Source organism: Stenotrophomonas sp. STEN054 (assembly GCF_056854535.1).
The window spans coordinates 20,548-45,761 of record NZ_JBXFWG010000022.1; the positions used below are offsets into that span (position 1 = coordinate 20,548).

General features: G+C 63.4%; 17 protein-coding genes and 4 tRNA genes. 20 read left to right on the top strand and 1 reads right to left on the bottom strand.

Annotated features, from left to right (window positions below; translation table 11 throughout):
• Nucleotides 1-449 precede the first annotated feature (449 nt).
• Nucleotides 450-3,188, bottom strand: a complete 2,739-nt coding sequence (locus tag AC1VXD_RS10765) for a TonB-dependent receptor plug domain-containing protein (RefSeq protein ID WP_482992054.1) — start codon at nucleotides 3,186-3,188, stop codon at nucleotides 450-452.
• A 231-nt stretch (nucleotides 3,189-3,419) separates the two neighbouring features.
• On the opposite strand from AC1VXD_RS10765, the gene AC1VXD_RS10770 reads away from it, so the two are divergent.
• The 20 genes from AC1VXD_RS10770 to rpsJ all read left to right on the top strand — a co-directional run bounded on the left by AC1VXD_RS10770 (nucleotide 3,420) and on the right by rpsJ (nucleotide 25,211).
• Nucleotides 3,420-4,385 carry a cyanophycinase gene (locus AC1VXD_RS10770; protein ID WP_482992061.1) on the top strand — a complete coding sequence of 322 codons (966 nt, stop codon included), beginning with the start codon at nucleotides 3,420-3,422 and terminating at the stop codon, nucleotides 4,383-4,385.
• Nucleotides 4,386-4,476: 91 nt separating this feature from the next.
• On the top strand, nucleotides 4,477-5,505 hold the full coding sequence (locus tag AC1VXD_RS10775) for an isoaspartyl peptidase/L-asparaginase family protein (RefSeq protein ID WP_482992055.1): 1,029 nt from the start codon (nucleotides 4,477-4,479) through the stop codon (nucleotides 5,503-5,505).
• Nucleotides 5,506-5,642: 137 nt separating this feature from the next.
• Nucleotides 5,643-5,728, top strand: a tRNA-Tyr gene (locus AC1VXD_RS10780).
• Between the two features lie 26 nt (nucleotides 5,729-5,754).
• A tRNA-Gly gene (locus AC1VXD_RS10785) sits at nucleotides 5,755-5,828 on the top strand.
• 48 nt (nucleotides 5,829-5,876) lie between these two features.
• A tRNA-Thr gene (locus AC1VXD_RS10790) sits at nucleotides 5,877-5,952 on the top strand.
• Between the two features lie 39 nt (nucleotides 5,953-5,991).
• Nucleotides 5,992-7,182 carry an elongation factor Tu gene (gene tuf, locus AC1VXD_RS10795; RefSeq protein WP_108746020.1) on the top strand — a complete coding sequence of 397 codons (1,191 nt, stop codon included), beginning with the start codon at nucleotides 5,992-5,994 and terminating at the stop codon, nucleotides 7,180-7,182.
• A gap of 103 nt (nucleotides 7,183-7,285) precedes the next feature.
• A tRNA-Trp gene (locus AC1VXD_RS10800) sits at nucleotides 7,286-7,361 on the top strand.
• A gap of 48 nt (nucleotides 7,362-7,409) precedes the next feature.
• Nucleotides 7,410-7,823 carry a preprotein translocase subunit SecE gene (gene secE / locus AC1VXD_RS10805; protein ID WP_079220746.1) on the top strand — a complete coding sequence of 138 codons (414 nt, stop codon included), beginning with the start codon at nucleotides 7,410-7,412 and terminating at the stop codon, nucleotides 7,821-7,823.
• Between the two features lie 10 nt (nucleotides 7,824-7,833).
• Nucleotides 7,834-8,394 carry a transcription termination/antitermination protein NusG gene (nusG, locus tag AC1VXD_RS10810; protein ID WP_108748649.1) on the top strand — a complete coding sequence of 187 codons (561 nt, stop codon included), beginning with the start codon at nucleotides 7,834-7,836 and terminating at the stop codon, nucleotides 8,392-8,394.
• Nucleotides 8,395-8,652: 258 nt separating this feature from the next.
• Complete coding sequence (gene rplK, locus AC1VXD_RS10815) at nucleotides 8,653-9,081, top strand: 50S ribosomal protein L11 (RefSeq protein ID WP_004145248.1); 429 nt, start codon at nucleotides 8,653-8,655, stop codon at nucleotides 9,079-9,081.
• A gap of 4 nt (nucleotides 9,082-9,085) precedes the next feature.
• Nucleotides 9,086-9,784, top strand: coding sequence for a 50S ribosomal protein L1 (gene rplA, locus AC1VXD_RS10820; RefSeq protein ID WP_079220747.1), 699 nt, complete (start codon nucleotides 9,086-9,088; stop codon nucleotides 9,782-9,784).
• 387 nt (nucleotides 9,785-10,171) lie between these two features.
• Nucleotides 10,172-10,705, top strand: coding sequence for a 50S ribosomal protein L10 (gene rplJ, locus AC1VXD_RS10825; protein ID WP_108758331.1), 534 nt, complete (start codon nucleotides 10,172-10,174; stop codon nucleotides 10,703-10,705).
• Nucleotides 10,706-10,769: 64 nt separating this feature from the next.
• On the top strand, nucleotides 10,770-11,135 hold the full coding sequence (gene rplL, locus AC1VXD_RS10830) for a 50S ribosomal protein L7/L12 (RefSeq protein ID WP_108767846.1): 366 nt from the start codon (nucleotides 10,770-10,772) through the stop codon (nucleotides 11,133-11,135).
• Nucleotides 11,136-11,442: 307 nt separating this feature from the next.
• Nucleotides 11,443-15,597: a DNA-directed RNA polymerase subunit beta gene (gene rpoB / locus AC1VXD_RS10835; protein WP_482992056.1), complete on the top strand. Its 4,155-nt coding sequence runs from the start codon at nucleotides 11,443-11,445 to the stop codon at nucleotides 15,595-15,597.
• A gap of 87 nt (nucleotides 15,598-15,684) precedes the next feature.
• Nucleotides 15,685-19,908, top strand: coding sequence for a DNA-directed RNA polymerase subunit beta' (gene rpoC, locus AC1VXD_RS10840; RefSeq protein WP_482992057.1), 4,224 nt, complete (start codon nucleotides 15,685-15,687; stop codon nucleotides 19,906-19,908).
• A gap of 282 nt (nucleotides 19,909-20,190) precedes the next feature.
• On the top strand, nucleotides 20,191-20,565 hold the full coding sequence (gene rpsL, locus AC1VXD_RS10845) for a 30S ribosomal protein S12 (protein ID WP_004145320.1): 375 nt from the start codon (nucleotides 20,191-20,193) through the stop codon (nucleotides 20,563-20,565).
• 12 nt (nucleotides 20,566-20,577) lie between these two features.
• Nucleotides 20,578-21,045, top strand: a complete 468-nt coding sequence (rpsG, locus tag AC1VXD_RS10850; RefSeq protein WP_108767848.1) for a 30S ribosomal protein S7 — start codon at nucleotides 20,578-20,580, stop codon at nucleotides 21,043-21,045.
• A 138-nt stretch (nucleotides 21,046-21,183) separates the two neighbouring features.
• Complete coding sequence (gene fusA / locus AC1VXD_RS10855) at nucleotides 21,184-23,325, top strand: elongation factor G (RefSeq protein ID WP_482992058.1); 2,142 nt, start codon at nucleotides 21,184-21,186, stop codon at nucleotides 23,323-23,325.
• A 51-nt stretch (nucleotides 23,326-23,376) separates the two neighbouring features.
• Nucleotides 23,377-24,567: an elongation factor Tu gene (tuf, locus tag AC1VXD_RS10860; RefSeq protein ID WP_108746020.1), complete on the top strand. Its 1,191-nt coding sequence runs from the start codon at nucleotides 23,377-23,379 to the stop codon at nucleotides 24,565-24,567.
• A gap of 332 nt (nucleotides 24,568-24,899) precedes the next feature.
• Nucleotides 24,900-25,211, top strand: coding sequence for a 30S ribosomal protein S10 (rpsJ, locus tag AC1VXD_RS10865; protein ID WP_010341589.1), 312 nt, complete (start codon nucleotides 24,900-24,902; stop codon nucleotides 25,209-25,211).
• Nucleotides 25,212-25,214: the final 3 nt, after the last annotated feature.

A 25,214-nucleotide genomic window follows, 5' to 3' on the forward strand; every position in this document is an offset into this window, starting at 1 on the left:
ATGACCACCTTTCGAAACGCCTGCGGCGCAACGTTCGCACACACTTGTCCACACCAAACCCCCACCACTTTCCACGCGCGGTGTGGAAAACCCAGCCTGCCCTGTAGAGCCCCGCCCATGCTCGGCTGATGCCCGCCGGAGCCGAGCATGGGCTCGGCTCTACCAACACTTGCCCCCGCGCCGTGGACAAAATTTCACCACGCGTGGAAACGTCTGCGGCGTAACGCTCGCACCCACTTGTCCACATCAAGTTCCCATCGCTCTCCACGTCCCGTGTGGAAAACAAGCAGGGCCGTGGACAAAAAATCGCCACGCCCGGAAACCCCTGCGGCACAATACTCGCGCCCACTTGTCCACACCAAGTTCCCATCGCTCTCCACGTGCGGTGTGCATAAACAGCAAGGCCCGCCAATGGCGGGCCTTGTCGTCTACGTCCTGCGAAACCGCGCTTACAACGCGCTGCCGCCGAACGTGTGGGTGTACTGCAGGTTGATCGTACGGCCCACGCTGTCGAACCAGGACACGTCGTAGTACGGGTAGGCCGTATACGTGGCGTCCTTCGGCGGCATCTTGTTGAAGACGTTGACCACCGACAGCGACAGGCGCGAGTGGTCGTCGAAGCGGTACTGCACCGAGGCGTTGTAGCGGTAGGTCGCCTTGATGTACGGGCTGTCGCCGCTGTCCTCGTCGAACACCTGGTCGTAGCTGTCCGAGTTCGGCAGCTTGCCCAGGCGCGAGCCGTACACGGTCGCCGACCACGCGTCCTTCTCCCAGGTCACGCTGACGCTGGTCTTGGTGCGCGGGATGTCGAAGCCGCTGTTCACCGCGAACTGGTCTTCGATGGGGTCACCCGGGTAGCGCTGGAAATCATGCTTCTTCACCCAGGTGTGGGTGCCGTTGAAGATGAAGTCGCCGGCGCCGGTCTGCAGGCGGTAACGCAGGCCCAGGTCGATGCCCGAGGTCGACTCGCGTGCCACGTTGATCGGGTTCACGTACACGCCGTACAGGCGGCCGTCGGCAGTACGGGTCACCCGCGCCAGCGCGTCCACGCAGGTGGGCGAGGTGATGTCGGCGTCGCCCAGGCGGCAGTTCGCTTCGCTGGCCAGGATCGTGCGCACGTCCATGTCCTGCACCTGCATGCGCATGTCGATGTCGAACCAGTCCACCGACAGGTCCAGGCCGGCGGCCGGTGACCAGACAAAGCCTGCACTCCACGAGGTGCTGGTCTCCGGGTCGAGCTCGCGGTTGCCGCTGCGGCTGCGGATCACGTTGCGCTCGTAGTCGGAGCAGTCATCGGCGTCGTCGGCACGGCAGCTGTACAGATCTTCGGCCGTGGTCTCGTCGTTGCCCGGGCCGGCGAACACGTAGTGCAGGTCGGGGGCGCGGAAGGCGGTGCCGTAGGAGCCGCGCACCAGCAGGCTGTCCACGGGGCGCCATTCCAGGCCGCCGCTCCAGGTCGCCTTGCCGATGGTATGGCCGGAATAGCGGTACTGGTCGTAGCGGCCGGCCACGCTCAGGTTCAGCGTGTCGTGCAGCGGCAGGCGCAGCTCGGCAGCGGTCGCCCAGCGGTTGCGCGACCCCTTGCCGTCCGAATCCTTCCAGCTGTAGTAGTAGTACTCGGTCGCCAGCGGATCGGGATTCAACGCGTAGGCCTGCTGACCCACTTCCACGGTCGCGGCGAAGCCGGCATCACCGCCGGGCAGGCCGAACAGCGAACCGTTGGTCAGGGTCAGGGCGGCGGTCTCGGTGCGCGACTTCGGCGTGTAGGTCGTGCGCGCGGCGATCGACTCGTACTCGGCGCGGGTCAGCGGCCGGTACAGGCGCGACGGGTCGGCGTTGTAGATCGGGAATCCGTCATCGTCCTCGCCCAGCTGCGGCCCCAGGAACAGGTCGTTGGCCTTGGCGGCGACGGTCTGCGGCCAGCTGATCCGCGACTGGTACTGCGAGTGGCTCAGTGCCGCTTCGTAATCCCAGTTACCGGCCAGGTTGCCCTTGAAGCCGGTGGTCACGCTGAAGGTCTTCTGCGTGCTGCGCACCATGGCATTGCGCAGGCCGCCCATTTCCTCGGGCGAGAACTGGCGCTGCCAGAACTCGATCTCACCGGTGGCCTGGTTGTTGAAGTAGCCCGATTCGTCGCCGTCGGCGGCCATGCGGCCCCACGAGGTGACATCGCGCATCAGGGCCAGCGTGTGGTACCCCATCTGCACGTCGGCAAACCACTGCTGGCCGTTCTCGAAGTCATAGCTCAGCGAGGCATAGCCGTTGGCGCCGCGGCGCTTACTGAGGATGGTGCCGTAGCCGATCGATGCATCGCTGCCGCAGTAATAGCCATAGCGCGGGCGGAAGGCGTGGTAGGTGCTGCCCTGGTTCTGCCCGGCCAGCGCTTCGCAGCTGGCCGCGCCCGGGTCCAGGTAGTCATCGTTGTAGTCGGTGCGCAGGTAGGCGCGGCGGGCGATGCGGGAGCCTTCGGTCGGCCCGTCCCGGGTCGAATCCTGGATGCCGCGCTCATAGGCCCACAGCGGCGTCTGTGATTGCAGCTCCACGCTGTACACCGCATTGAAATTGCCCTTGCTGAAGCCGCTGGACAGGCTCATGTCGAACGACTCGCCACCGCCTTCGCTGGTGGTGCCCATGCGCACGTCGACCGTGGTGCCGTCGGCCTTCTTCTTCAGGATGAAGTTGACCACGCCGGCGATCGCATCCGAGCCGTAGATGGCCGATGCGCTGCCGGTCAGCACTTCGATGCGGTCGATCATGCCCAGCGGGATGTTGGACACGTCGGTGAAGTTGCTGCGGCCCTGGAACGGCATCGGGAAATCAGCGATGCGGCGGCCGTTGACCAGCACCAGAGTGTGGTTCGGGCCCAGCCCGCGCAGGTCGACCTGCTGTGCGCCCGGGGAGAAGTCGGCGCCGCTGGAGGACTGCTGGCTCTGCGTTTCGCCGCCGTTCTGGGTCATCGCACGCAGCACGTCGGGCACCGTGGTGAAGCCGCTGGAGCGGATCTCCTCGGCATTGATCACCGTGATCGGTGCCGGGCCTTCCACCTGTGCGCGCGGAATACGCGAACCGGTCACCTGGACCGCATCGAGTTGCTGCACCGAAGAGGAACCGGGACTCTGGGCCGCTGCCGAGGCAGCAACACCCATCAACGCCAGCTGGATCGACCACGCCATCGCCTGTCTACGCATGAGAGATATCTCGGGAGTGAAGCCGGCCCGCAGAGGAGGGGCCCTGTCCCCCATTCACAATCCGGAATGGGCGCGCGCATTTAACGCCTTTTTCATGTCCTTGACTACAGGTCTTTCATCTGGCAAAGAGTGAAAACGGTTGCAAGCCGATTCTGTTCAGGGAGATCCACGATGAGTTCCCTTCTCCGCCGATTCTGGTCAAGCCTCGTGCTGGCGGCGGTGCTCGCCGTGATGGCCCCGCTGGCGTCAGCGCAGGACTCCCGCGACCTGCATTCCCCTGGCTTCGATTATTACGAGATTGGCGACCTGGATGCACCTCGTCCCGGTCCACGCGCCCCGGCGATGATGCTGATGGGCGGCGGCGAGTGGGTGCCCGAGGCCTTCCAGTGGTGGCTGCGGCAGGCCGGCAACGGCCGCGTGCTGATCCTGCGCGCCTCCGGTGCCGATGAGCTGCAGGAGCGCCTGTACCGCGATATCGGCGGGACCACCGCCGTGCAGACCCTGGTCTTCGACAACCGCCGCGGCGCGGACGATCCGGCGGTGCTGCGCGTGATCGCCGCCGCCGATGCCATCTTCATTGCCGGCGGTGACCAGTCGCGCTACATCCGCTTCTGGAAGGGCACGGCGCTCAACCGCGCGCTCAACGCGCATGTCCGCGCCGGCAAGCCGATCGCCGGCACCAGCGCCGGGCTGGCGATCCTCGGTGGTTACGCCTACGGCGCGCTCGATGGCGGCAGCATCACCTCGGCCGGTGCGCTGGCCGACCCGATGGGCAACGCGGTCACCCTGGACAGCGGCTTCCTGCACATGCCCTACCTGCAGCGCGTGGTCACCGATACCCATTTCGACAAGCGCGACCGGCTCGGCCGCCTGATCGTGTTCGTCGCCCGCGCCGCGCAGGAAAGTGGTGATCCGGACATGGTCGGCATCGGCGTGGACGAGGACACCGCACTGTGCGTGGAGCCCGACGGCCAAGCCCAGGTCCACAGCGCCGATGGCCAGGGCAAGGTCTGGGTGGTCAGCCCCGGCCGCGACGCCGACCGGATGGTCGAAGGTGAGCCGTTGCAGTTCCACGCCGTGCCGGTCACCGTGGTCGCCAGCGGTGGCCGCCTGCGCCTGGATGACTTCCAGGCCGATGTCGACTACCACGCCGTGGTCGACATCACCGACGGTGAGATCGAGATCACGCGCCGGTAGTGCCGGGCCAATCCCGGCGGCAAGAGCGAAGGGCCCAGGGCGCCGGGGATTGCCCGGCGCTATCGAACCATACTCCTTGGAGACGTACCTGATGAAACTGCGCCTGGCGCTGTCTGCCCTGCTGTCCCTGTCCCTGTCCTCGCCCCTGCTCGCGCAGGCAGCGCCGTCTACCTCGCCGTTGCTGGTCATCCATGGCGGGGCAGGGGTCGAGCGCAAGGATCTGTCGCCGGCCGAGGAGAAGGCTGCGCGCGCGGCGCTGAAGGCGGCGCTGTTGAAGGGGCATGCCGAACTGGCGGCGGGTCGCCCGGCGCTGGCGGCGGTCACCGCGGCGATCACCGTGCTCGAGGACGATCCCACCTTCAATGCCGGCAAGGGCGCGGTGTTCACCCATGACGGCCACAACGAACTGGATGCTGCGCTGATGGATGGCGCCACCCAGGCGGCCGGTGCGGTCGCGGGCGTGCAGCGCGTGCGCAACCCGATCCAGCTGGCGCGGCTGATCATGCAGAAATCGCCGCACGTGATGATGGTCGGGCAGGGCGCCGAGGCGTTCGCGGTGGAGCAGGGCGTCAGCCTGGTGGATCCCTCGTATTTCCGCACCGACAAGCGCTGGCAGCAACTGCAGCGCGCACTGAACGAAGAGGCCAGCGGCCAGGCCCATGCCGATCTCGAAACCGCCAAGCACTTCGGCACCGTCGGCGCCGTCGCGCTGGATGCGCAGGGGCATCTTGCGGCAGGCACGTCCACCGGCGGCATGACCAACAAGCGCTACGGACGCGTGGGCGACTCGCCGATCATCGGTGCCGGCACCTGGGCCGATGCGCGCTGCGCAGTCTCCGGTACCGGTTGGGGCGAGTACTACATCCGCACCGCAGCGGCGCACGAGATCTGCGCGCGCATGCGTTACCAGGGACAGACGCCGGAGCAGGCCGGCAAGGGCGTCATCAACGACACCATCCCGCAGATGGGTGGCGATGGGGGCGCCATCGTGCTGTCCGCAGACGGAAAAGCAGCCACGCCGTTCAACACGCAGGGCATGTATCGGGGCTGGATTGGCGCCGACGGAGTACCCCATGTCGCAGTTTTCGCCAACGAGGCCTTGGTGCTGCCGGGGCAATAACCTTGCGTATCAATGGGTTTGCGACAACGTGTGAAAAAAACCGAAAAAAGCGTTGACAGCCCCCCGTCCCATCAGCAGAATAAGCGGCTCACCACCACACACCGCAACGCTTCGGCGGCAACGGGATGGGGTGGTAAGGAGGGATACCCAAGCGGCCAACGGGGGCAGACTGTAAATCTGCTGGCTTACGCCTTCGGTGGTTCGAATCCACCTCCCTCCACCAGATTCACGTTGTGGCACATTCCCGGTGCGGGAGTAGTTCAATGGTAGAACCTCAGCCTTCCAAGCTGATGGTGCGGGTTCGATTCCCGTCTCCCGCTCCATTGAATGAACTTTGAATATTATCGAGTTCATGCCATAATGCAAAACTCGCTCACATAGCTCAGTCGGTAGAGCACTTCCTTGGTAAGGAAGAGGTCGAAGGTTCGATTCCTTTTGTGAGCACCATCTTAAGCACCACACCAGACGAATTCGAGATAAGCAGCCATGGCCAAGGGTAAGTTCGAGCGCACCAAGCCGCACGTCAACGTCGGCACCATCGGTCACGTCGACCACGGCAAGACCACGCTGACCGCCGCACTGACCAAGATCGGTGCCGAGCGTTTCGGTGGCGAGTTCAAGGACTACTCGGCCATTGACGCCGCTCCGGAAGAGAAGGCTCGTGGTATCACGATCTCGACCGCGCACGTCGAATACGAATCCACCACCCGTCACTACGCCCACGTCGATTGCCCGGGCCATGCTGACTACGTCAAGAACATGATCACCGGTGCCGCCCAGATGGACGGTGCGATCCTGGTGTGCTCGGCCGCTGACGGCCCGATGCCGCAGACCCGCGAGCACATCCTGCTGTCGCGTCAGGTCGGCGTGCCGTACATCGTCGTGTTCCTGAACAAGGCCGACATGGTTGACGATGCCGAGCTGCTGGAACTGGTCGAAATGGAAGTCCGCGAGCTGCTGAGCAAGTACGACTTCCCGGGCGACGACACCCCGATCATCTCGGGTTCGGCCCGCCTGGCGCTGGAAGGCGACCAGAGCGACATCGGCGTGCCGGCCGTGATCAAGCTGGTCGAAGCTCTCGACAGCTGGATCCCGACCCCGGAGCGTGACGTTGACAAGCCGTTCCTGATGCCGGTGGAAGACGTGTTCTCGATCTCGGGCCGCGGCACCGTGGTGACCGGTCGTATCGAGCGCGGCGTGATCAAGGTTGGCGAGGAAATCGAAATCGTCGGCATCCGTCCGGTGCAGAAGACCACCGTGACCGGCGTGGAAATGTTCCGCAAGCTGCTGGACCAGGGCCAGGCAGGCGACAACGCTGGTCTGCTGCTGCGCGGCACCAAGCGTGACGACGTCGAGCGTGGCCAGGTCCTGGCCAAGCCGGGTTCGATCAAGCCGCACACCAAGTTCGACGCCGAAGTCTACGTGCTGTCGAAGGACGAGGGCGGCCGTCACACTCCGTTCTTCAAGGGCTACCGTCCGCAGTTCTACTTCCGTACCACCGACATCACCGGTGCGGTCGAGCTGCCGGAAGGCGTCGAGATGGTGATGCCGGGCGACAACATCAAGATGGTTGTCACCCTGATCAACCCGGTCGCAATGGACGCCGGCCTGCGCTTCGCAATCCGCGAAGGTGGCCGTACCGTCGGCGCCGGTGTGGTCTCCACCATCATCGAGTAAGCCTGCAAAGCCGGCGGTTGCATAGCGCTGCCGGTCGCGCGAGTGGCGGGCCGGGAACCTCGGTCCGCCTTCGCCGTCTAAGGGAAGGCAAGTTTCAATCTGTACGCCAGTAGCTCAATTGGCAGAGCAGCGGTCTCCAAAACCGCAGGTTGGGGGTTCGAGTCCCTCCTGGCGTGCCATCTGCCCACCTTATCCAGCGGTTCGTCCGCTAAAGCAGACATAGCCTGATGAATAGCAAGATCGAACACTCCAAGGACACCTCCACCCAGGGTGGGGATATCGTCAAGTACGCCCTCGCTACGCTGCTGGTGCTGGCTGGTCTGTTCGTATGGTTCTGGTTCTCCGCTGATTCCGGTCGTGCTGCCCAGCTGGGCGCGTGGACGGGTCAGCTGCGTGCGTTGGCCGTTGTGGTGGGTCTGGCTGGTGGTATCGGCGTGTTCCTGCTGACCGGCAAGGGTCGTGATACCCGCGAATTCCTCTCCGAGTCGCGCTTCGAGCTGCGCAAGGTGGTCTGGCCGACGCGCCAGGAAGCCACCCGCATGACCTGGGTCGTGATGGTTGTGGTGATCATCCTCAGCCTGCTGCTGGGTGGATTCGATTACGTCATTCAGCGGCTGGTCCAGCTGTTCCTGACCCGCTAAGGAGATTTGCATGAAGCGTTGGTACGTCGTTCACGCCTATTCGGGCTTCGAGAAGTCGGTTGCGCAGGCCCTGCGTGATCGCATCGCCCGTGACGGCATGGAGGAGCGCTTCGGCGATGTCCTGGTCCCGACCGAAGAGGTGGTCGAGATGCGCGCTGGCCAGAAGCGCCGTTCGGAGCGCAAGTTCTTCCCGGGTTACGTGCTGGTCCAGATCGAGACCCACGAAGAAGCCGGCATCCCGCGCATCGACAACGAAAGCTGGCACCTGGTCAAGGAAACCCCGCGCGTCATGGGCTTCATCGGCGGCACCGCCGATCGTCCGCTGCCGATCGCTGATTCCGAGGCCGAGGCCATCCTGAACCGCGTTCAGGAAGGTGTCGAGAAGCCGCGTCCGAAGGTGCTGTTCGAGCCGGGTCAGATGGTCCGGGTCACTGACGGCCCGTTCAACGATTTCAATGGCGTCGTCGAAGAAGTCAATTACGAGAAGAGCCGTCTGCGCGTCTCGGTACTGATCTTCGGTCGCGCCACTCCGGTCGAGCTCGAGTTCGGCCAGGTCGAAAAGGCCGTCTAAGCGGACCCGTAGAGTCGAGCCATGCTCGACTCCGGACCAGAAACCGGGCATTGCCCGGTTTCGTTCGTTTACATGCCGTTTCAGGCATGTGAAGAAAAAACCTGATATAGTGCGCGGCTCCCCGCTGGGAAGCCAGCAGGACGAAGCCGCCGCAAGGCGGCCTTCAGCATGATTTCAAAACGCGATGCCGGGACGCGTGATTCCCGGTCCGATGGGGAGCCTGTTGTCGCAAGGCGCTAGCACCCGGAGAGCATACTCATGGCAAAGAAAGTTGTCGGTTACATCAAGCTGCAGGTGAAGGCCGGTCAGGCCAACCCCTCGCCGCCGGTCGGTCCTGCGCTGGGTCAGCGCGGCCTGAACATCATGGAATTCTGCAAGGCGTTCAACGCTGCCACGCAGAAGCTCGAGCCGGGTCTGCCGGTTCCGGTGATCATCACGGCCTATTCGGACCGTACGTTCACCTTCATCACCAAGAGCACCCCGGCCACCACCCTGCTGAAGAAGGCCGCTGGCATCTCGTCGGGCTCCAAGCGCCCGAACACCGAGAAGGTCGGCAAGGTCACCCGTAAGCAGCTGGAAGAGATCGCCAAGGCGAAGGAACCGGATCTGACTGCCGCCGATCTGGACGCCGCCGTGCGTACCATCGCTGGCTCTGCCCGTTCCATGGGCCTCGTGGTGGAGGGTTAATCAGATGGCACAGAACAAGCGCGAAAAGGCCATCAAGGCCGCCGTTGTCCCGGGCAAGTCGTACGCCTTCGAAGACGCGATCAACATCCTGAAGACCGCCACCAAGGCCAAGTTCGTCGAGTCGATCGACGTTGCCGTGCGCCTGGGCGTCGATGCCAAGAAGTCCGACCAGCAGGTCCGTGGCTCCACCGTGCTGCCGGCGGGTACCGGCAAGTCGGTCCGCGTCGCCGTCTTCGCTCCGGCCGGTGCCAAGGCTGACGAAGCCCTGGCCGCTGGCGCCGAAGCCGTCGGTATGGACGATCTGGCCGAGAAGATGCAGGCCGGCGATCTGAACTACGACGTCGTCATCGCGACCCCGGACGCCATGCGCGTCGTCGGTAAGCTGGGCACCGTGCTGGGCCCGCGCGGCCTGATGCCGAACCCGAAGGTCGGCACCGTTTCCCCGAACCCGGGTGAAGCCGTGAAGAACGCCAAGTCGGGCCAGGTCCGTTACCGCACCGACAAGGCCGGTATCATCCACTGCACCATCGGCAAGGCCGACTTCGCCGAAGACGCGCTGAAGTCGAACCTGACCGCGCTGCTGCTGGACCTGATCAAGGCCAAGCCGGCGACCTCGAAGGGCACCTACCTGCAGAAGGTTTCGGTCAGCTCGACGATGGGCCCGGGCGTCACCGTCGACCAGTCGTCGCTGACCCTGAAGTAATTGTTTCAAGCGGTCACGGTACCCTCGGGCACCGTGACCGTGACATTTGAAGGCGTCGCCGGCAGTCCATCGCTGGCGGTAGCCGTCAAAGACCGCAGGCGCGGTCGTGGCAATACCGGCGACGGGCACGGAAGCTCGATATGGCAGGGAGTCGCCGCCGGAGCAGCAATGACCGCTTAATCGATTCTTCGGAATCAACCTGCGTAGATGGTGCCCTTCTGGAGTTTTTCTGGTTCACGCATTTCCGGGATTTTCCCTGATTGCCATCCAGGTCTGGAACGGCCCACCCCCCGGAACATCATTCCGATGTTCCCGGCGTCCAGGACGGATGCCGCACAGGACCGCGCACGGCAGGAGCCGTAAGCGGAGTTCAATTGGAGGAGTGCAATGGCTCTCAATCTGTCCCAGAAGCAAGAAGTAGTCGCGGAGCTGGCAGAAATTGCTGGTAAGGCACACTCCTTGATCGCAGCCGAATACGCTGGCACCACGGTCGCCCAGATGACCGCGATGCGCAAGCAGGCTCGTGAAACCGGCGTTTTCTTGAAAGTTGTCAAGAACACCCTGGCTTCGCGTGCCGTTGAAGGCACCGAGTTCGCAGTCGCACAGGACCAGATGGTTGGTCCGCTGCTGTACGCGTTCTCGCTCGAGGAGCCCGGTGCAGCCGGTCGCCTGATCAAGGACGCCGCCAAGGGCAACGACAAGCTGAAGGCTAAAGTCGTCGCCATCGGTGGCGAAGTGTTCCCGGCAAGCCACGTCGACGTGTTGGCCTCGCTGCCGACCCGTGACCAGGCCCTGGCAATGCTGGCACGCGTCCTGACCGAACCGGTCACGATGTTCGCCCGCGCCATCAAGGCCATCGGTGACAAGCAGAACGGTGGCGAAGCCGCTGAAGCTGCTGAACCGGCCGCCGAGACCGCCTGAGTTTCGACTATTTAGTGGTTCCTGACGGAACCTCACCCCAGAAAATCATCCAAAGGTAATTATCATGTCCCTTACCAACGAACAGATCGTCGACGCCATCGCCGAGAAGTCCCTGATGGAAGTGATGGAGCTGGTCAAGGCCATCGAAGAGAAGTTCGGCGTCTCCGCCGCTGCTCCGGTTGCCGCCGCTGTGGCTGGCCCGGCTGCCGTCGTTGAAGAGCAGACCGAATTCGTCGTGACCCTGAAGTCCGCTGGCGACAAGAAGGTTGAAGTCATCAAGGCCGTCCGCGCCATCACCGGCCTGGGCCTGAAGGAAGCGAAGGACCTGGCCGAAGCCGGCGGCGTCCTGAAGGACAACGCTTCGAAGGACGAAGCCGAGAAGATGAAGAAGGACCTGGAAGCTGCTGGCGCGACTGTCGAAGTCAAGTAAGCACTTCCCTTGCATCGTCATCGATTCACGGCGATGCAGCCAAGGCTGGGGGCGTAAGCCCCCGGCCTTTGGTCGTTTCACGCAGTACACGATGTAAATGCGGAAAAAAGCCCAACACGGGCTGCGGTCACAACCTCGCCAGCCAGCGCCTCGCGCGGCAGCAGGGCAGTAGATGCAGACGAGTTGGCAGTTGGAAGTAGCAAGAGAAGGCGTGCTGGTGCCGGCAATACCAGCGACTTCCAACTGACAATTTCAAGTTTCCTTCGGGTCGTGGGCGCACGGCCCGCACAACAAGGTGGAAGACCTCATGACGTCCTATTCGTTCACCGAAAAAAAGCGTATCCGCAAGGATTTCGGCAAGCAGCGCTCGATCCTCGAAGTGCCGTTCCTGCTGGCCATCCAGGTGGACTCCTACCGTGATTTCCTGCAGGAAAACATCGATCCGGCCAAGCGCGCCGATTACGGCCTGCACGCTGCGCTGAAGTCGGTCTTCCCGATCGCCAGCTACAGTGGCAATGCCGCCCTGGAATACGTCGGCTACAAGCTGGGCGAGCCGGTCTTCGACGAGCGTGAATGCCGTCAGCGTGGCATGAGCTACGGCGCGCCGCTGCGCGTGACCGTGCGCCTGGTCATCTACGACCGCGAGTCGTCGACCAAGGCCATCAAGTACGTAAAGGAGCAGGAGGTCTATCTGGGCGAAATCCCGTTGATGACCGAGAACGGCACCTTCATCGTCAACGGCACCGAGCGCGTCATCGTCTCGCAGCTGCACCGTTCGCCGGGCGTGTTCTTCGACCACGACCGTGGCAAGACCCACAGCTCGGGCAAGCTGCTGTACAGCGCCCGCATCATTCCTTACCGCGGTTCCTGGCTGGACTTCGAGTTCGACCCGAAGGACGCGCTGTTCACCCGTATCGACCGCCGCCGCAAGCTGCCGGTGTCGATCCTGCTGCGCGCGCTTGGCTACAGCAACGAAGAGATGCTGGCCGAGTTCTTCGAGATCAACACCTTCCACATCAACCCGGATGAAGGCGTCCAGCTGGAGCTGGTGCCGGAGCGCCTGCGTGGCGAAACCCTGGGCTTCGACCTCGCCGACGGCGACAAGGTCATCGTGGAAGCCGGCAAGCGCATCACCGCGCGTCACATCAAGCAGCTGGAAGCCTCGGGCATTGCCGCCCTGGCCGTGCCGGACGACTACATCGTCGGCCGCATCCTGTCGCACGACGTGGTCGATGCCTCGACCGGCGAACTGCTGGCCCAGGCCAACGACGAGATCAGCGACGAGCAGCTGCAGAACTTCCGCAAGGCCGGCGTCGATGCGGTGGGCACCCTGTGGGTGAACGACCTGGATCGTGGCCCGTACCTGTCCAACACCCTGCGCATCGATCCGACCAAGACCCAGCTGGAAGCCCTGGTCGAAATCTACCGCATGATGCGTCCGGGCGAACCGCCGACCAAGGATGCCGCGCAGAACCTGTTCCACAACCTGTTCTTCACCTTCGAGCGCTACGACCTGTCCGCGGTCGGCCGCATGAAGTTCAACCGTCGCGTGGGCCGCAAGGAAACCACCGGCGAAGCCGTGCTGTATGACAGCAAGTACTTCGGCGAGCGCAACGACGAAGAGTCCAAGCGCCTGGTCGGTGCCCACGGCGACAGTTCCGACATCCTGGACGTGATCAAGGTCCTGACCGAGATCCGCAACGGTCGCGGCGTGGTCGATGACATCGATCACCTGGGCAACCGTCGCGTGCGTTCGGTCGGCGAAATGGCCGAGAACGTGTTCCGCGTCGGCCTGGTCCGCGTCGAGCGCGCGGTCAAGGAGCGCCTGTCGATGGCCGAGTCGGAAGGCCTGACCCCGCAGGAGCTGATCAACGCCAAGCCGGTTGCTGCTGCCATCAAGGAATTCTTCGGCTCCTCGCAGCTGTCGCAGTTCATGGATCAGAACAACCCGCTGTCGGAAGTGACCCACAAGCGTCGCGTCTCGGCCCTGGGCCCGGGCGGCCTGACCCGTGAGCGCGCTGGCTTCGAAGTGCGCGACGTGCACCCGACCCATTACGGCCGCGTCTGCACCATCGAAACGCCGGAAGGCCCGAACATCGGCCTGATCAACTCGCTGGCCGTGTACGCCCGCACCAACAAGTACGGTTTCCTCGAGACCCCGTACCGCAAGGTCGTGGACGGCAAGGTCCATGATGAAGTCGAGTTCCTGTCGGCCATCGAAGAAAACGAGTACGTCATTGCGCAGGCCAACGCCCTGACCAATGCCGACAGCGTGCTGACCGAGCAGTTCGTTCCCTGCCGTTTCCAGGGCGAATCGCTGCTGAAGCCGCCGGCGGAAGTCCACTTCATGGACGTCTCGCCGATGCAGACCGTGTCGATCGCGGCTGCGCTGGTTCCGTTCCTGGAGCACGATGACGCAAACCGCGCACTGATGGGCGCGAACATGCAGCGTCAGGCCGTGCCGACCCTGCGTGCGCAGAAGCCGCTGGTCGGTACCGGCATCGAGCGTGCCGTGGCACGTGACTCCGGTGTGACCGTCAACGCCCGTCGTGGCGGTGAGATCGTGCAGATCGATGCCGCGCGCATCGTGGTCAAGGTGGTCGAGGAAGAAATCGTCGGTGCCACCGACGCCGGCGTCGACATCTACAACCTTGTCAAATACACCCGTTCGAACCAGAACACCTGCATCAACCAGCGTCCGCTGGTCCAGGTGGGTGACGTCATCGCCCGCGGCGACGTGCTGGCCGACGGTCCGTCCACCGACATCGGCGAACTGGCCCTGGGCCAGAACATGCTGATCGCGTTCATGCCGTGGAACGGCTACAACTTCGAAGACTCCATCCTGCTCTCCGAGCGCGTGGTGGAAGAGGATCGCTACACCACGATCCACATCGAAGAGCTGACCTGCGTCGCGCGTGACACCAAGCTGGGGCCGGAGGAAATCTCCGCCGACATCCCGAACGTTTCCGAGCAGGCGCTGAACCGCCTGGACGAAAGCGGCGTGGTGTACATCGGTGCGGAAGTCCGCGCCGGCGACATCATGGTCGGCAAGGTCACCCCGAAGGGCGAAAGCCAGCTGACCCCGGAAGAGAAGCTGCTGCGCGCGATCTTCGGCGAGAAGGCTTCGGACGTTAAGGACAGCTCGCTGCGCGTTCCGCCGGGCATGGACGGCACCGTCATCGACGTGCAGGTCTTCACCCGCGACGGCATCGAGAAGGACAAGCGCGCCCGCCAGATCGAAGAGTCTGAAATCAAGCGCGTCAAGAAGGACTTCGACGACCAGTTCCGCATCCTGGAAGCTGCCATCTACATGCGTCTGCGTTCGCAGATCGTGGGCAAGGTGGTCAACGGTGGTGCCGGCCTGAAGAAGGGTGACGTCATCTCCGACGCCTACCTGGACGGCCTGAAGAAGGCTGACTGGTTCGTCCTGCGCATGAAGGATGAGGACGCTTCGGAAGCCATCGAGCGCGCCCAGAAGCAGATCCAGGCGCACGAGAAGGAATTCGAGCGTCGCTTCGCCGACAAGCGCGGCAAGATCACCGCCGGCGACGACCTCGCCCCGGGCGTGCTGAAGATGGTCAAGGTGTTCCTGGCCGTGAAGCGCCGCATCCAGCCGGGCGACAAGATGGCAGGCCGCCACGGCAACAAGGGTGTGGTCTCCAACGTGGTGCCGGTCGAGGACATGCCGTACATGGCCTCGGGTGAAACCGTGGACATCGTGCTGAACCCGCTGGGCGTGCCGTCGCGTATGAACATCGGCCAGATCCTGGAAGTGCACCTGGGCTGGGCAGCCAAGGGTCTGGGTCGCAAGATCCAGGCGATGATGGAAGCCCAGGCTGCGGTTGCCGACCTGCGCAAGTTCCTGGACGACATCTACAACCACGACGACACCAACGTGGCCAACCGTGTCGACCTGTCGCAGTTCAGCGACGAGGAACTGCTGCGTCTGGCCCGTAACCTGACCGACGGCGTGCCGATGGCCACCCCGGTGTTCGACGGTGCCACCGAAGCGGAAATCAAGCGCATGCTGGAACTGGCCGACCTGCCGAGCAGTGGCCAGACCCAGCTGTACGACGGCCGCACCGGTGAAGCCTTCGACCGCCACACCACCGTCGGTTACATGCACTACCTGAAGCTGAACCACCTGGTCGACGACAAGATGCACGCCCGTTCGACCGGTCCGTACTCGCTCGTCACCCAGCAGCCGCTGGGCGGCAAGGCGCAGTTCGGCGGCCAGCGCTTCGGTGAAATGGAAGTCTGGGCGCTGGAAGCCTACGGCGCGGCCTACACCCTGCAGGAAATGCTGACGGTGAAGTCCGATGACGTGCAGGGCCGCAACCAGATGTACAAGAACATCGTCGACGGTGAGCACGAGATGGTCGCGGGCATGCCGGAATCCTTCAACGTTCTGGTGAAGGAAATCCGCTCGCTGGCCATCAACATGGAACTGGAAGACAACTGATCCATGCCGGCGCGGCGGTCCGCCGCCGCGCCGCTGGCAGTCAACTGAAAGCCCATCGACACAGCATTCCTCCTTCTGGAGAACACCATGAAAGACCTGCTCAACCTCTTCAACCAGCAGCGCCAGACGCTGGACTTCGACGCGATCAAGATCGCGCTGGCCTCGCCGGACCTGATCCGTTCGTGGTCCTTCGGCGAAGTGAAGAAGCCGGAAACCATCAACTACCGTACCTTCAAGCCGGAGCGTGACGGCCTGTTCTGCGCCGCCATCTTCGGGCCGGTCAAGGACTACGAGTGCCTGTGCGGCAAGTACAAGCGCATGAAGCACCGCGGCGTGGTCTGCGAGAAGTGCGGCACCGAAGTGACCCTGGCCAAGGTGCGCCGCGAGCGCATGGGCCACATCGACCTGGCCTCACCGGTCGCGCACATCTGGTTCCTCAAGTCGCTGCCGTCGCGCATTGGCCTGATGCTGGACATGACCCTGCGTGACATCGAGCGCGTGCTGTACTTCGAAGCCTACGTGGTGACCGAGCCGGGCCTGACCGCCCTGGAGCGCCGCCAGCTGCTGACCGAAGAACAGTACCTGACCGCCCGCCAGGAACACGGTGACGACTTCGACGCCGCCATGGGCGCCGAGGCCGTGTACGAACTGCTGCGCACCATCGACCTGCAGTCGGAAATGACCCGCCTGCGCGAAGAAATCGCCGCTACCGGTTCGGAAACCAAGCTGAAGCGCCTCACCAAGCGCATCAAGCTGATCGAAGCCTTCCTGGAATCGGGCAACCGTCCGGAATGGATGGTCATGACCGTGCTGCCGGTGCTGCCGCCGGACCTGCGTCCGCTGGTCCCGCTGGATGGCGGCCGCTTCGCGACCTCCGACCTGAACGACCTGTACCGCCGCGTCATCAACCGCAACAACCGCCTGCGCCGCCTGCTTGAACTGAGCGCGCCGGACATCATCGTGCGCAATGAAAAGCGCATGCTGCAGGAATCGGTCGATGCGCTGCTGGACAATGGCCGTCGCGGCCGTGCCATCACCGGCACCAACAAGCGCCCGCTGAAGTCGCTGGCCGACATGATCAAGGGCAAGCAGGGTCGCTTCCGCCAGAACCTGCTGGGCAAGCGCGTCGACTACTCGGGCCGTTCGGTCATCGTGGTCGGTCCGTACCTGCGCCTGCACCAGTGCGGCCTGCCGAAGAAGATGGCGCTCGAGCTGTTCAAGCCGTTCGTCTTCGCCAAGCTGCAGCGTCGTGGCCTGGCTACCACCATCAAGGCCGCCAAGAAGCTGGTCGAGCGCGAAGAAGCCGAAGTCTGGGACATCCTGGAAGAGGTCATCCGCGAACACCCGGTCATGCTGAACCGTGCGCCGACCCTGCACCGTCTGGGCATCCAGGCGTTCGAGCCGGTGCTGATCGAAGGCAAGGCCATCCAGCTGCACCCGCTGGTCTGCACCGCGTTCAACGCCGACTTCGACGGTGACCAGATGGCCGTCCACGTGCCGCTCTCGCTGGAAGCCCAGCTGGAAGCGCGTGCGCTGATGATGTCGACCAACAACATCCTGTCGCCGGCCAACGGTGAGCCGATCATCGTGCCGTCGCAGGACGTCGTGCTGGGTCTGTACTACATGACCCGCTCGCTGGAGAACAAGAAGGGCGAGGGCATGGCCTTCGCCAACATCGCCGAAGTGAAGCGCGCCTACGACAACCGCGTGGTGGAACTGCACGCACGCGTCAAGGTCCGCATCACCGAAGTGGTGACCGACGAAGAAGGCAACAAGCAGCCGAAGACCTCGATCGTGGACACCACGATCGGTCGCGCCCTGCTGGCTGAAATCCTGCCGGAAGGCCTGCCGTTCGCGCTGGCCAACACCGAGCTGACCAAGAAGAACATCAGCCGCCTGATCAACTCCAGCTACCGCCAGCTGGGTCTGAAGGACACGGTCGTGTTCGCCGACAAGCTGATGTACACCGGCTTCGCTTACGCGACCCGCGCCGGCGTCTCCATCGGCATCGACGACATGCTGATCCCGGACGAGAAGAAGGGCATCCTCACCGAGGCCGAAGCCGAAGTGCTGGAAATCCAGGAGCAGTACCAGTCGGGCCTGGTCACCGCCGGCGAGCGCTACAACAAGGTGGTCGACATCTGGTCGCGCACCAATGAGCGCATCGCCAAGGCGATGATGGACACCATCGGTACCGAGAAGGTCGTCAATGCCAAGGGCGAGACCATCGACCAGAAGTCGATGAACTCGCTGTACATCATGGCCGACTCCGGTGCGCGTGGTTCGCAGGCGCAGATCCGTCAGCTGGCCGGCATGCGTGGCCTGATGGCCCGTCCGGATGGCTCGATCATCGAGACGCCCATCAAGGCGAACTTCCGCGAAGGCCTGAACGTGCAGGAGTACTTCAACTCCACCCACGGTGCCCGTAAGGGTCTGGCCGATACCGCGCTGAAGACCGCGAACTCGGGTTACCTGACCCGTCGTCTGGTCGACGTCGCGCAGGACGTGGTCATCACCGAGGTGGATTGCGGTACCACCGAAGGCCTGATCATGACCCCGATCGTGGAAGGCGGCGACGTGGTCGAGCCGTTGAAGGATCGCGTGCTGGGTCGCGTGGTTGCCGAGGACGTGTTCCTGCCGGGCAATGACGAAGATCCGATCGTCACCCGCAACACCCTGCTGGACGAAGCCTGGGTGGCCAAGCTGGAAGATGCCGGCGTGCAGACCATCAAGGTCCGTTCGACGATCTCCTGCGAGTCGGCGTTCGGCGTCTGCGGTCGCTGCTACGGCCGCGATCTGGCCCGTGGCCACATCGTCAACATCGGCGAAGCCGTCGGCGTCATCGCCGCACAGTCGATCGGTGAGCCGGGTACCCAGCTGACCATGCGTACGTTCCACATCGGTGGTGCGGCATCGCGAGCTGCTGCGGTCGACAACATCACCGTCAAGACTACCGGTTCGGTCAAGTTCAGCAACCTCAAGTCGGTCGAGCACGCCAATGGCTCGCTGGTAGCAGTGTCGCGTTCGGGCGAAATCTCGGTGCTCGATGCCCACGGCCGTGAGCGTGAGCGTTACAAGCTGCCGTACGGTTCGATGATCGCTTCGAAGGACGGCGATGCAGTGAAGGCTGGCCAGACCGTGGCCAACTGGGATCCGCATAACCACCCGATCGTGTCGGAAGTTGCCGGCTTCATCCGCTTCATCGACTTCGTCGACGGCGTCACCGTCATCGAGAAGACCGACGAGCTGACCGGCCTCGCTTCGCGCGAAATCACCGATCCGAAGCGTCGTGGTACCCAGGCCAAGGACCTGCGCCCGATCGTGCGCATCGTCGACGCCAAGGGCAACGACCTGACCATCCCGGGCACCGATCTGCCGGCGCAGTACCTGCTGCCGCCGCGTTCGATCGTCAACCTGCAGGACGGCGCCGCAGTGGGCGTGGGCGACGTCGTCGCCAAGATCCCGCAGGAAGCGTCGAAGACCCGCGACATCACCGGTGGTCTGCCGCGCGTGGCCGATCTGTTCGAAGCCCGCAAGCCGAAGGATCCGGCGGTGCTGGCCGAGCGTTCGGGCATCATCAGCTTCGGCAAGGACACCAAGGGCAAGCAGCGCCTGATCATCAAGGACACCGATGGTTCGGAACACGAAGAGCTGATCCCGAAGTACCGCCAGGTCATCGTGTTCGAAGGCGAGCATGTCACCAAGGGTGAAACCATCGTGGACGGCGAGCCGAGCCCGCAGGACATCCTGCGTCTGCTGGGTGTCGAACCGCTGGCTGCCTACCTGGTGAAGGAAATCCAGGACGTGTACCGCCTGCAGGGCGTGAAGATCAACGACAAGCACATCGAGGTCATCACCCGCCAGATGCTGCGCAAGGTCGAGATCACCGACCAGGGCAGCAGCAAGTTCCTGAACGGCGAACAGGTGGAGCGTCAGCGCGTAATCGAGGAGAATGCGCGCCTGTCGACCCGCAACGAGCTGCCGGCGCGCTTCGATCCGGTCCTGCTGGGTATCACCAAGGCATCGCTGGCGACCGAATCGTTCATCTCGGCCGCTTCGTTCCAGGAAACCACCCGCGTGCTGACCGAGGCTGCCGTCCGCGGCACCAAGGACAACCTGCGCGGGCTGAAGGAAAACGTCATCGTCGGCCGCCTGATCCCGGCCGGTACCGGTCTGTCGTACCACAGCAGCCGCCGCCGTGGCGCTTCGGGTCTCACCGACTCGGAGATGCAGGCCCTGACCGGCACCCCGGCAGCCGTTGAAGCTCCGGCCGTTGAAGCCGAAGCAGAACAGGCGTCTGGCGAAGAATGAGGTATCAGGTCCGGCCGGCAGTCGAGCTTGCTCGACTGCACCGGTCGGCCATTGGGAAAGGGCAGGGGGGATCGTCCACGATCCACCCGGTCAACCTGAACGGGGTGCACGGAGGCTCCCCAGTAACGTTCCAGGATCAGGAACGGGCTTGACAGGAGGCGTTTGACTGCTTTCCTGACAGGTTGCTACAATCGTCTGTCTCAGCAGGCCAGAATTTTGGCCTGCTTTAACATTTCCGCATCTCTGGCCGGATTTCCGGCCACCAATCAGAAGAACCTACTGATGGCGACGATCAACCAGCTGGTCCGCAAGCCGCGGCAAGCTACTACGTACAAGAGTGCCTCGCCGGCGCTCGACAAGTGCCCGCAGCGCCGTGGCGTCTGCACGCGCGTTTACACCACCACCCCGAAGAAGCCGAACTCGGCTCTCCGCAAGGTCGCCAAGGTCCGCCTGACCAACCAGGAAGAAGTCATTTCCTACATCGGCGGCGAAGGCCACAACCTGCAGGAGCACTCCGTGGTCCTGATCCGTGGCGGTCGCGTCAAGGATCTGCCGGGTGTGCGTTACCACACCGTTCGTGGCTCGCTCGACGCCGCCGGCGTTGCCAAGCGTCGCCAGGCCCGTTCCAAGTACGGCGCCAAGCGTCCGAAGGCATAAGGAGAGACCACTATGTCGCGTAAGGGTAATACTCCGCAGCGTTCCGTCCTGCCGGATCCGAAGCACGGAAGCGAAACCATCGCCCGTTTCATCAACATGGTCATGCTGAGCGGCAAGAAGTCCGTCGCTGAGAAGATCGTGTACGGTGCCATGGACGTCATCGCCGAGAAGAACGCCAACTCGATCGAGCTGGTGCAGAAGGCTCTGGACAACGTCGCTCCGGCGGTCGAAGTGAAGTCGCGCCGTGTCGGTGGTGCCACCTACCAGGTGCCGGTCGAAGTGCGTGCATCGCGCAAGATGGCCCTGGCCATGCGCTGGCTGATCGACTCCGCGCGCAAGCGTGGTGAGAACACCATGCCGAAGAAGCTGGCTGCTGAACTGATTGACGCCTCGGAAAACCGTGGCGGCGCCATCAAGAAGCGCGAAGAAACCCACCGCATGGCCGAAGCCAACAAGGCCTTCGCCCACTACCGCTGGTGAGTTTGACGGCCTTGTAAAACAGGCAGGGCAGCACCACATCGGTGCTGCCTCGCGGCCCCGGAAGGGCTGCGCCAATCCGAAGGCCGCCGCAAGGCGGCGTTCGGCCATCCGAAATCCAAGAAATCTGAGAGGCTCCCCGTGGCCCGTTCCACTCCCATCGAGCGTTACCGTAACTTCGGCATCATGGCTCACATCGATGCCGGCAAGACCACCACGTCCGAGCGCATCCTGTTCTACACCGGCAAGAGCCACAAGATCGGTGAAGTGCATGACGGCGCCGCCACCATGGACTGGATGGAGCAGGAGCAGGAGCGTGGCATCACGATCCAGTCCGCTGCCACCACCGCGTTCTGGAAGGGCATGGACAAGTCCCTGCCGGAGCACCGCTTCAACATCATCGACACCCCCGGGCACGTTGACTTCACCATCGAAGTCGAGCGTTCGCTGCGCGTGCTCGATGGCGCGGTGTTCGTGCTGTGTGCCGTCGGTGGCGTGCAGCCGCAGTCGGAAACCGTGTGGCGCCAGGCCAACCGTTACAAGGTGCCGCGCATTGCGTTCGTCAACAAGATGGACCGCACCGGCGCCAACTTCTACAAGGTCCGTGACCAGCTGAAGGCCAAGCTCGGCGCTGTCGCCGTGCCGATGCAGCTGCCGATCGGTGCCGAGGACGGCTTCAAGGGCGTCGTCGACCTGCTGAAGATGAAGGCCATCCATTGGGATGAAGCCTCGCAGGGCATGAAGTTCGAGTACGGCGAAGTTCCGGCCGACCTGCAGGAAAAGGCTGAAGAAGCCCGTACCTTCATGATCGAAACCGCGGCTGAAGCCAGCGAAGAGCTGATGGAAAAGTACCTGGGCGGCGAAGAGCTGGCCGAGGCTGAAATCATCAACGCGCTGCGTACCCGTACCCTGGCCACCGAAATCGTTCCGATGTACTGCGGTTCGGCGTTCAAGAACAAGGGCGTGCAGGCCATGCTCGACGGCGTGATCCAGCTGCTGCCGTCGCCGGTCGACGTGCCGGACGTGACCGGTACCGACGTGGATGACGAAAACGTCGCCATGACCCGCAAGTCCGACGACAAGGCTCCGTTCTCGTCGCTGGCCTTCAAGATCATCACCGACCCGTTCGTCGGCGCACTGACCTTCTTCCGTGTCTACTCGGGCACCCTGAACGGTGGCGACACCGTCCTGAACTCGGTGAAGGGCAAGAAGGAGCGCATCGGCCGCATCCTGCAGATGCATTCGAACAACCGTGAAGAAATCAAGGAAGTTCTGGCCGGTGACATCGCCGCTGCCGTGGGCCTGAAGGACACCACCACCGGTGACACCCTGTGCTCGGTCGACCAGCCGATCATCCTGGAGCGCATGACGTTCCCGGAGCCGGTGATCTCGATGGCTGTCGAGCCGAAGACCAAGTCGGATCAGGAAAAGATGGGTCTGGCCCTGGGCCGTCTGGCGCAGGAAGATCCGTCGTTCCGCGTCAAGACCGACGAAGAATCCGGCCAGACCATCATCTCGGGCATGGGCGAGCTGCACCTGGACATCATCGTCGACCGCCTGAAGCGCGAGTTCAACGTTGAAGCCAACGTCGGCGCGCCGCAGGTTGCCTACCGCGAAACCATCACCCTGGCCGACGTCAAGTCGGACTACAAGCACGCCAAGCAGTCCGGTGGTAAGGGTCAGTACGGTCACGTCGTGATCGAGCTGTCGCCGCTGACCGCTGCCGACCGTGCCGATGCCAAGCTGTCGGCCAACATCAAGGACGACTTCCTGTTCGTCAATGACATCACCGGCGGCGTGATTCCGAAGGAATTCATTCCTTCGATCGAAAAGGGCCTGCGCGAAACCATCACCAGCGGTCCGCTGGCTGGCTTCCCGGTGGTGGACGTGAAGGTCAAGCTGGTCTTCGGTTCGTACCACGACGTCGACTCCTCGGAAATGGCGTTCAAGCTGGCATCGTCGATGGCCTTCAAGCAGGGCTTCGCCAAGGCCAAGCCGGTGCTGCTGGAGCCGATCATGAAGGTCGAGATCGTGACTCCGGAGGATTACCAGGGTGACGTGATGGGCGACGTGAGCCGTCGTCGCGGCGTGCTGCAGGGTTCCGACACCACCGGTGACGGCTCCGCTTCGATCATCAACGCGATGATCCCGCTGGGTGAAATGTTCGGTTACGCCACTGCGCTGCGTTCGCAGACCCAGGGCCGCGCCACCTTCACCATGGAATTCGACCATTACGAGCCGGCGCCGAACAACATCGCCGAAGCCGTCATGAAGAAGGGCTGAGCCTCGCTCAGCCTCTCCTGAAACCACTTACGACAATCAAGGGATACAACAATGGCAAAGGGTAAGTTCGAGCGCACCAAGCCGCACGTCAACGTCGGCACCATCGGTCACGTCGATCATGGCAAGACCACGCTGACCGCCGCGCTGACCAAGATCGGCGCCGAGCGCTTCGGCGGCGAGTTCAAGGATTACTCGGCGATCGACGCCGCTCCGGAAGAGAAGGCTCGTGGTATCACGATCTCGACCGCGCACGTCGAATACGAATCCACCACCCGTCACTACGCCCACGTCGATTGCCCGGGCCATGCTGACTACGTCAAGAACATGATCACCGGTGCCGCCCAGATGGACGGTGCGATCCTGGTGTGCTCGGCCGCTGACGGCCCGATGCCGCAGACCCGCGAGCACATCCTGCTGTCGCGTCAGGTCGGCGTGCCGTACATCGTCGTGTTCCTGAACAAGGCCGACATGGTTGACGATGCCGAGCTGCTGGAACTGGTCGAAATGGAAGTCCGCGAGCTGCTGAGCAAGTACGACTTCCCGGGCGACGACACCCCGATCATCTCGGGTTCGGCCCGCCTGGCGCTGGAAGGCGACCAGAGCGACATCGGCGTGCCGGCCGTGATCAAGCTGGTCGAAGCTCTCGACAGCTGGATCCCGACCCCGGAGCGTGACGTTGACAAGCCGTTCCTGATGCCGGTGGAAGACGTGTTCTCGATCTCGGGCCGCGGCACCGTGGTGACCGGTCGTATCGAGCGCGGCGTGATCAAGGTTGGCGAGGAAATCGAAATCGTCGGCATCCGTCCGGTGCAGAAGACCACCGTGACCGGCGTGGAAATGTTCCGCAAGCTGCTGGACCAGGGCCAGGCAGGCGACAACGCTGGTCTGCTGCTGCGCGGCACCAAGCGTGACGACGTCGAGCGTGGCCAGGTCCTGGCCAAGCCGGGTTCGATCAAGCCGCACACCAAGTTCGACGCCGAAGTCTACGTGCTGTCGAAGGACGAGGGCGGCCGTCACACTCCGTTCTTCAAGGGCTACCGTCCGCAGTTCTACTTCCGTACCACCGACATCACCGGTGCGGTCGAGCTGCCGGAAGGCGTCGAGATGGTGATGCCGGGCGACAACATCAAGATGGTTGTCACCCTGATCAACCCGGTCGCAATGGACGCCGGCCTGCGCTTCGCAATCCGCGAAGGTGGCCGTACCGTCGGCGCCGGCGTGGTCTCCACCATCATCGAGTAATCTGCTACACTCTGCGCCCCGATGTTGCCTGGGTAGGGCATCGGGGCGTATCAAACGGGAAAGTAGGCACAGGATGTGCCTTGTGTTCCCCGGACCAGGAAGGGTCAATGCCATTCAGGCGGCGTCAACAGGAAACTGTTGACAGCTGCCTTGCGTGCCATTATGCTTCGTCGTCTGGGCAGGCCTGTTTCTAGGTCTGCCTACGTTTTTGAGGTCTACGGATTGACCTTGTCGGCCTGCAGGAGTGCGGGCCGTCCGTATTCAGGGATTTCATGGGGCAAAGCAACCCAGAGGCTTTGTCTGTCGCTCTTTTAACGAAGGAACCTACCGCCATGGCGGACCAAAAGATCCGGATCCGGCTGAAAGCGTTCGATCATCGTCTGATCGACCGTTCGGCCAGCGAGATCGTTGAGACGGCCAAGCGGACCGGCGCGCAAGTGCGTGGCCCGATCCCGCTGCCGACCAAGATCGAGCGTTACACCATCCTCGTCTCCCCGCACGTCGACAAGGACGCGCGTGACCAGTACGAGACCCGCACGCACAAGCGCGTGCTCGATATCGTTGACCCGAATGACAAGACCGTGGACGCGCTGATGAAGCTCGAACTGGCTGCCGGCGTCGACGTTCAGATCAAGCTGACCTGAGGA

Coding starts and splice junctions, on each gene's coding strand:
- AC1VXD_RS10765 (WP_482992054.1), bottom strand. CDS start 3,188: ATGCGTAGACAGGCGATGGCGTGGTCGATCCAGCTGGCGTTGATGGGT.
- AC1VXD_RS10770 (WP_482992061.1), top strand. CDS start 3,420: ATGGCCCCGCTGGCGTCAGCGCAGGACTCCCGCGACCTGCATTCCCCT.
- AC1VXD_RS10775 (WP_482992055.1), top strand. CDS start 4,477: ATGAAACTGCGCCTGGCGCTGTCTGCCCTGCTGTCCCTGTCCCTGTCC.
- tuf (WP_108746020.1), top strand. CDS start 5,992: ATGGCCAAGGGTAAGTTCGAGCGCACCAAGCCGCACGTCAACGTCGGC.
- secE (WP_079220746.1), top strand. CDS start 7,410: ATGAATAGCAAGATCGAACACTCCAAGGACACCTCCACCCAGGGTGGG.
- nusG (WP_108748649.1), top strand. CDS start 7,834: ATGAAGCGTTGGTACGTCGTTCACGCCTATTCGGGCTTCGAGAAGTCG.
- rplK (WP_004145248.1), top strand. CDS start 8,653: ATGGCAAAGAAAGTTGTCGGTTACATCAAGCTGCAGGTGAAGGCCGGT.
- rplA (WP_079220747.1), top strand. CDS start 9,086: ATGGCACAGAACAAGCGCGAAAAGGCCATCAAGGCCGCCGTTGTCCCG.
- rplJ (WP_108758331.1), top strand. CDS start 10,172: ATGGCTCTCAATCTGTCCCAGAAGCAAGAAGTAGTCGCGGAGCTGGCA.
- rplL (WP_108767846.1), top strand. CDS start 10,770: ATGTCCCTTACCAACGAACAGATCGTCGACGCCATCGCCGAGAAGTCC.
- rpoB (WP_482992056.1), top strand. CDS start 11,443: ATGACGTCCTATTCGTTCACCGAAAAAAAGCGTATCCGCAAGGATTTC.
- rpoC (WP_482992057.1), top strand. CDS start 15,685: ATGAAAGACCTGCTCAACCTCTTCAACCAGCAGCGCCAGACGCTGGAC.
- rpsL (WP_004145320.1), top strand. CDS start 20,191: ATGGCGACGATCAACCAGCTGGTCCGCAAGCCGCGGCAAGCTACTACG.
- rpsG (WP_108767848.1), top strand. CDS start 20,578: ATGTCGCGTAAGGGTAATACTCCGCAGCGTTCCGTCCTGCCGGATCCG.
- tuf (WP_108746020.1), top strand. CDS start 23,377: ATGGCAAAGGGTAAGTTCGAGCGCACCAAGCCGCACGTCAACGTCGGC.
- rpsJ (WP_010341589.1), top strand. CDS start 24,900: ATGGCGGACCAAAAGATCCGGATCCGGCTGAAAGCGTTCGATCATCGT.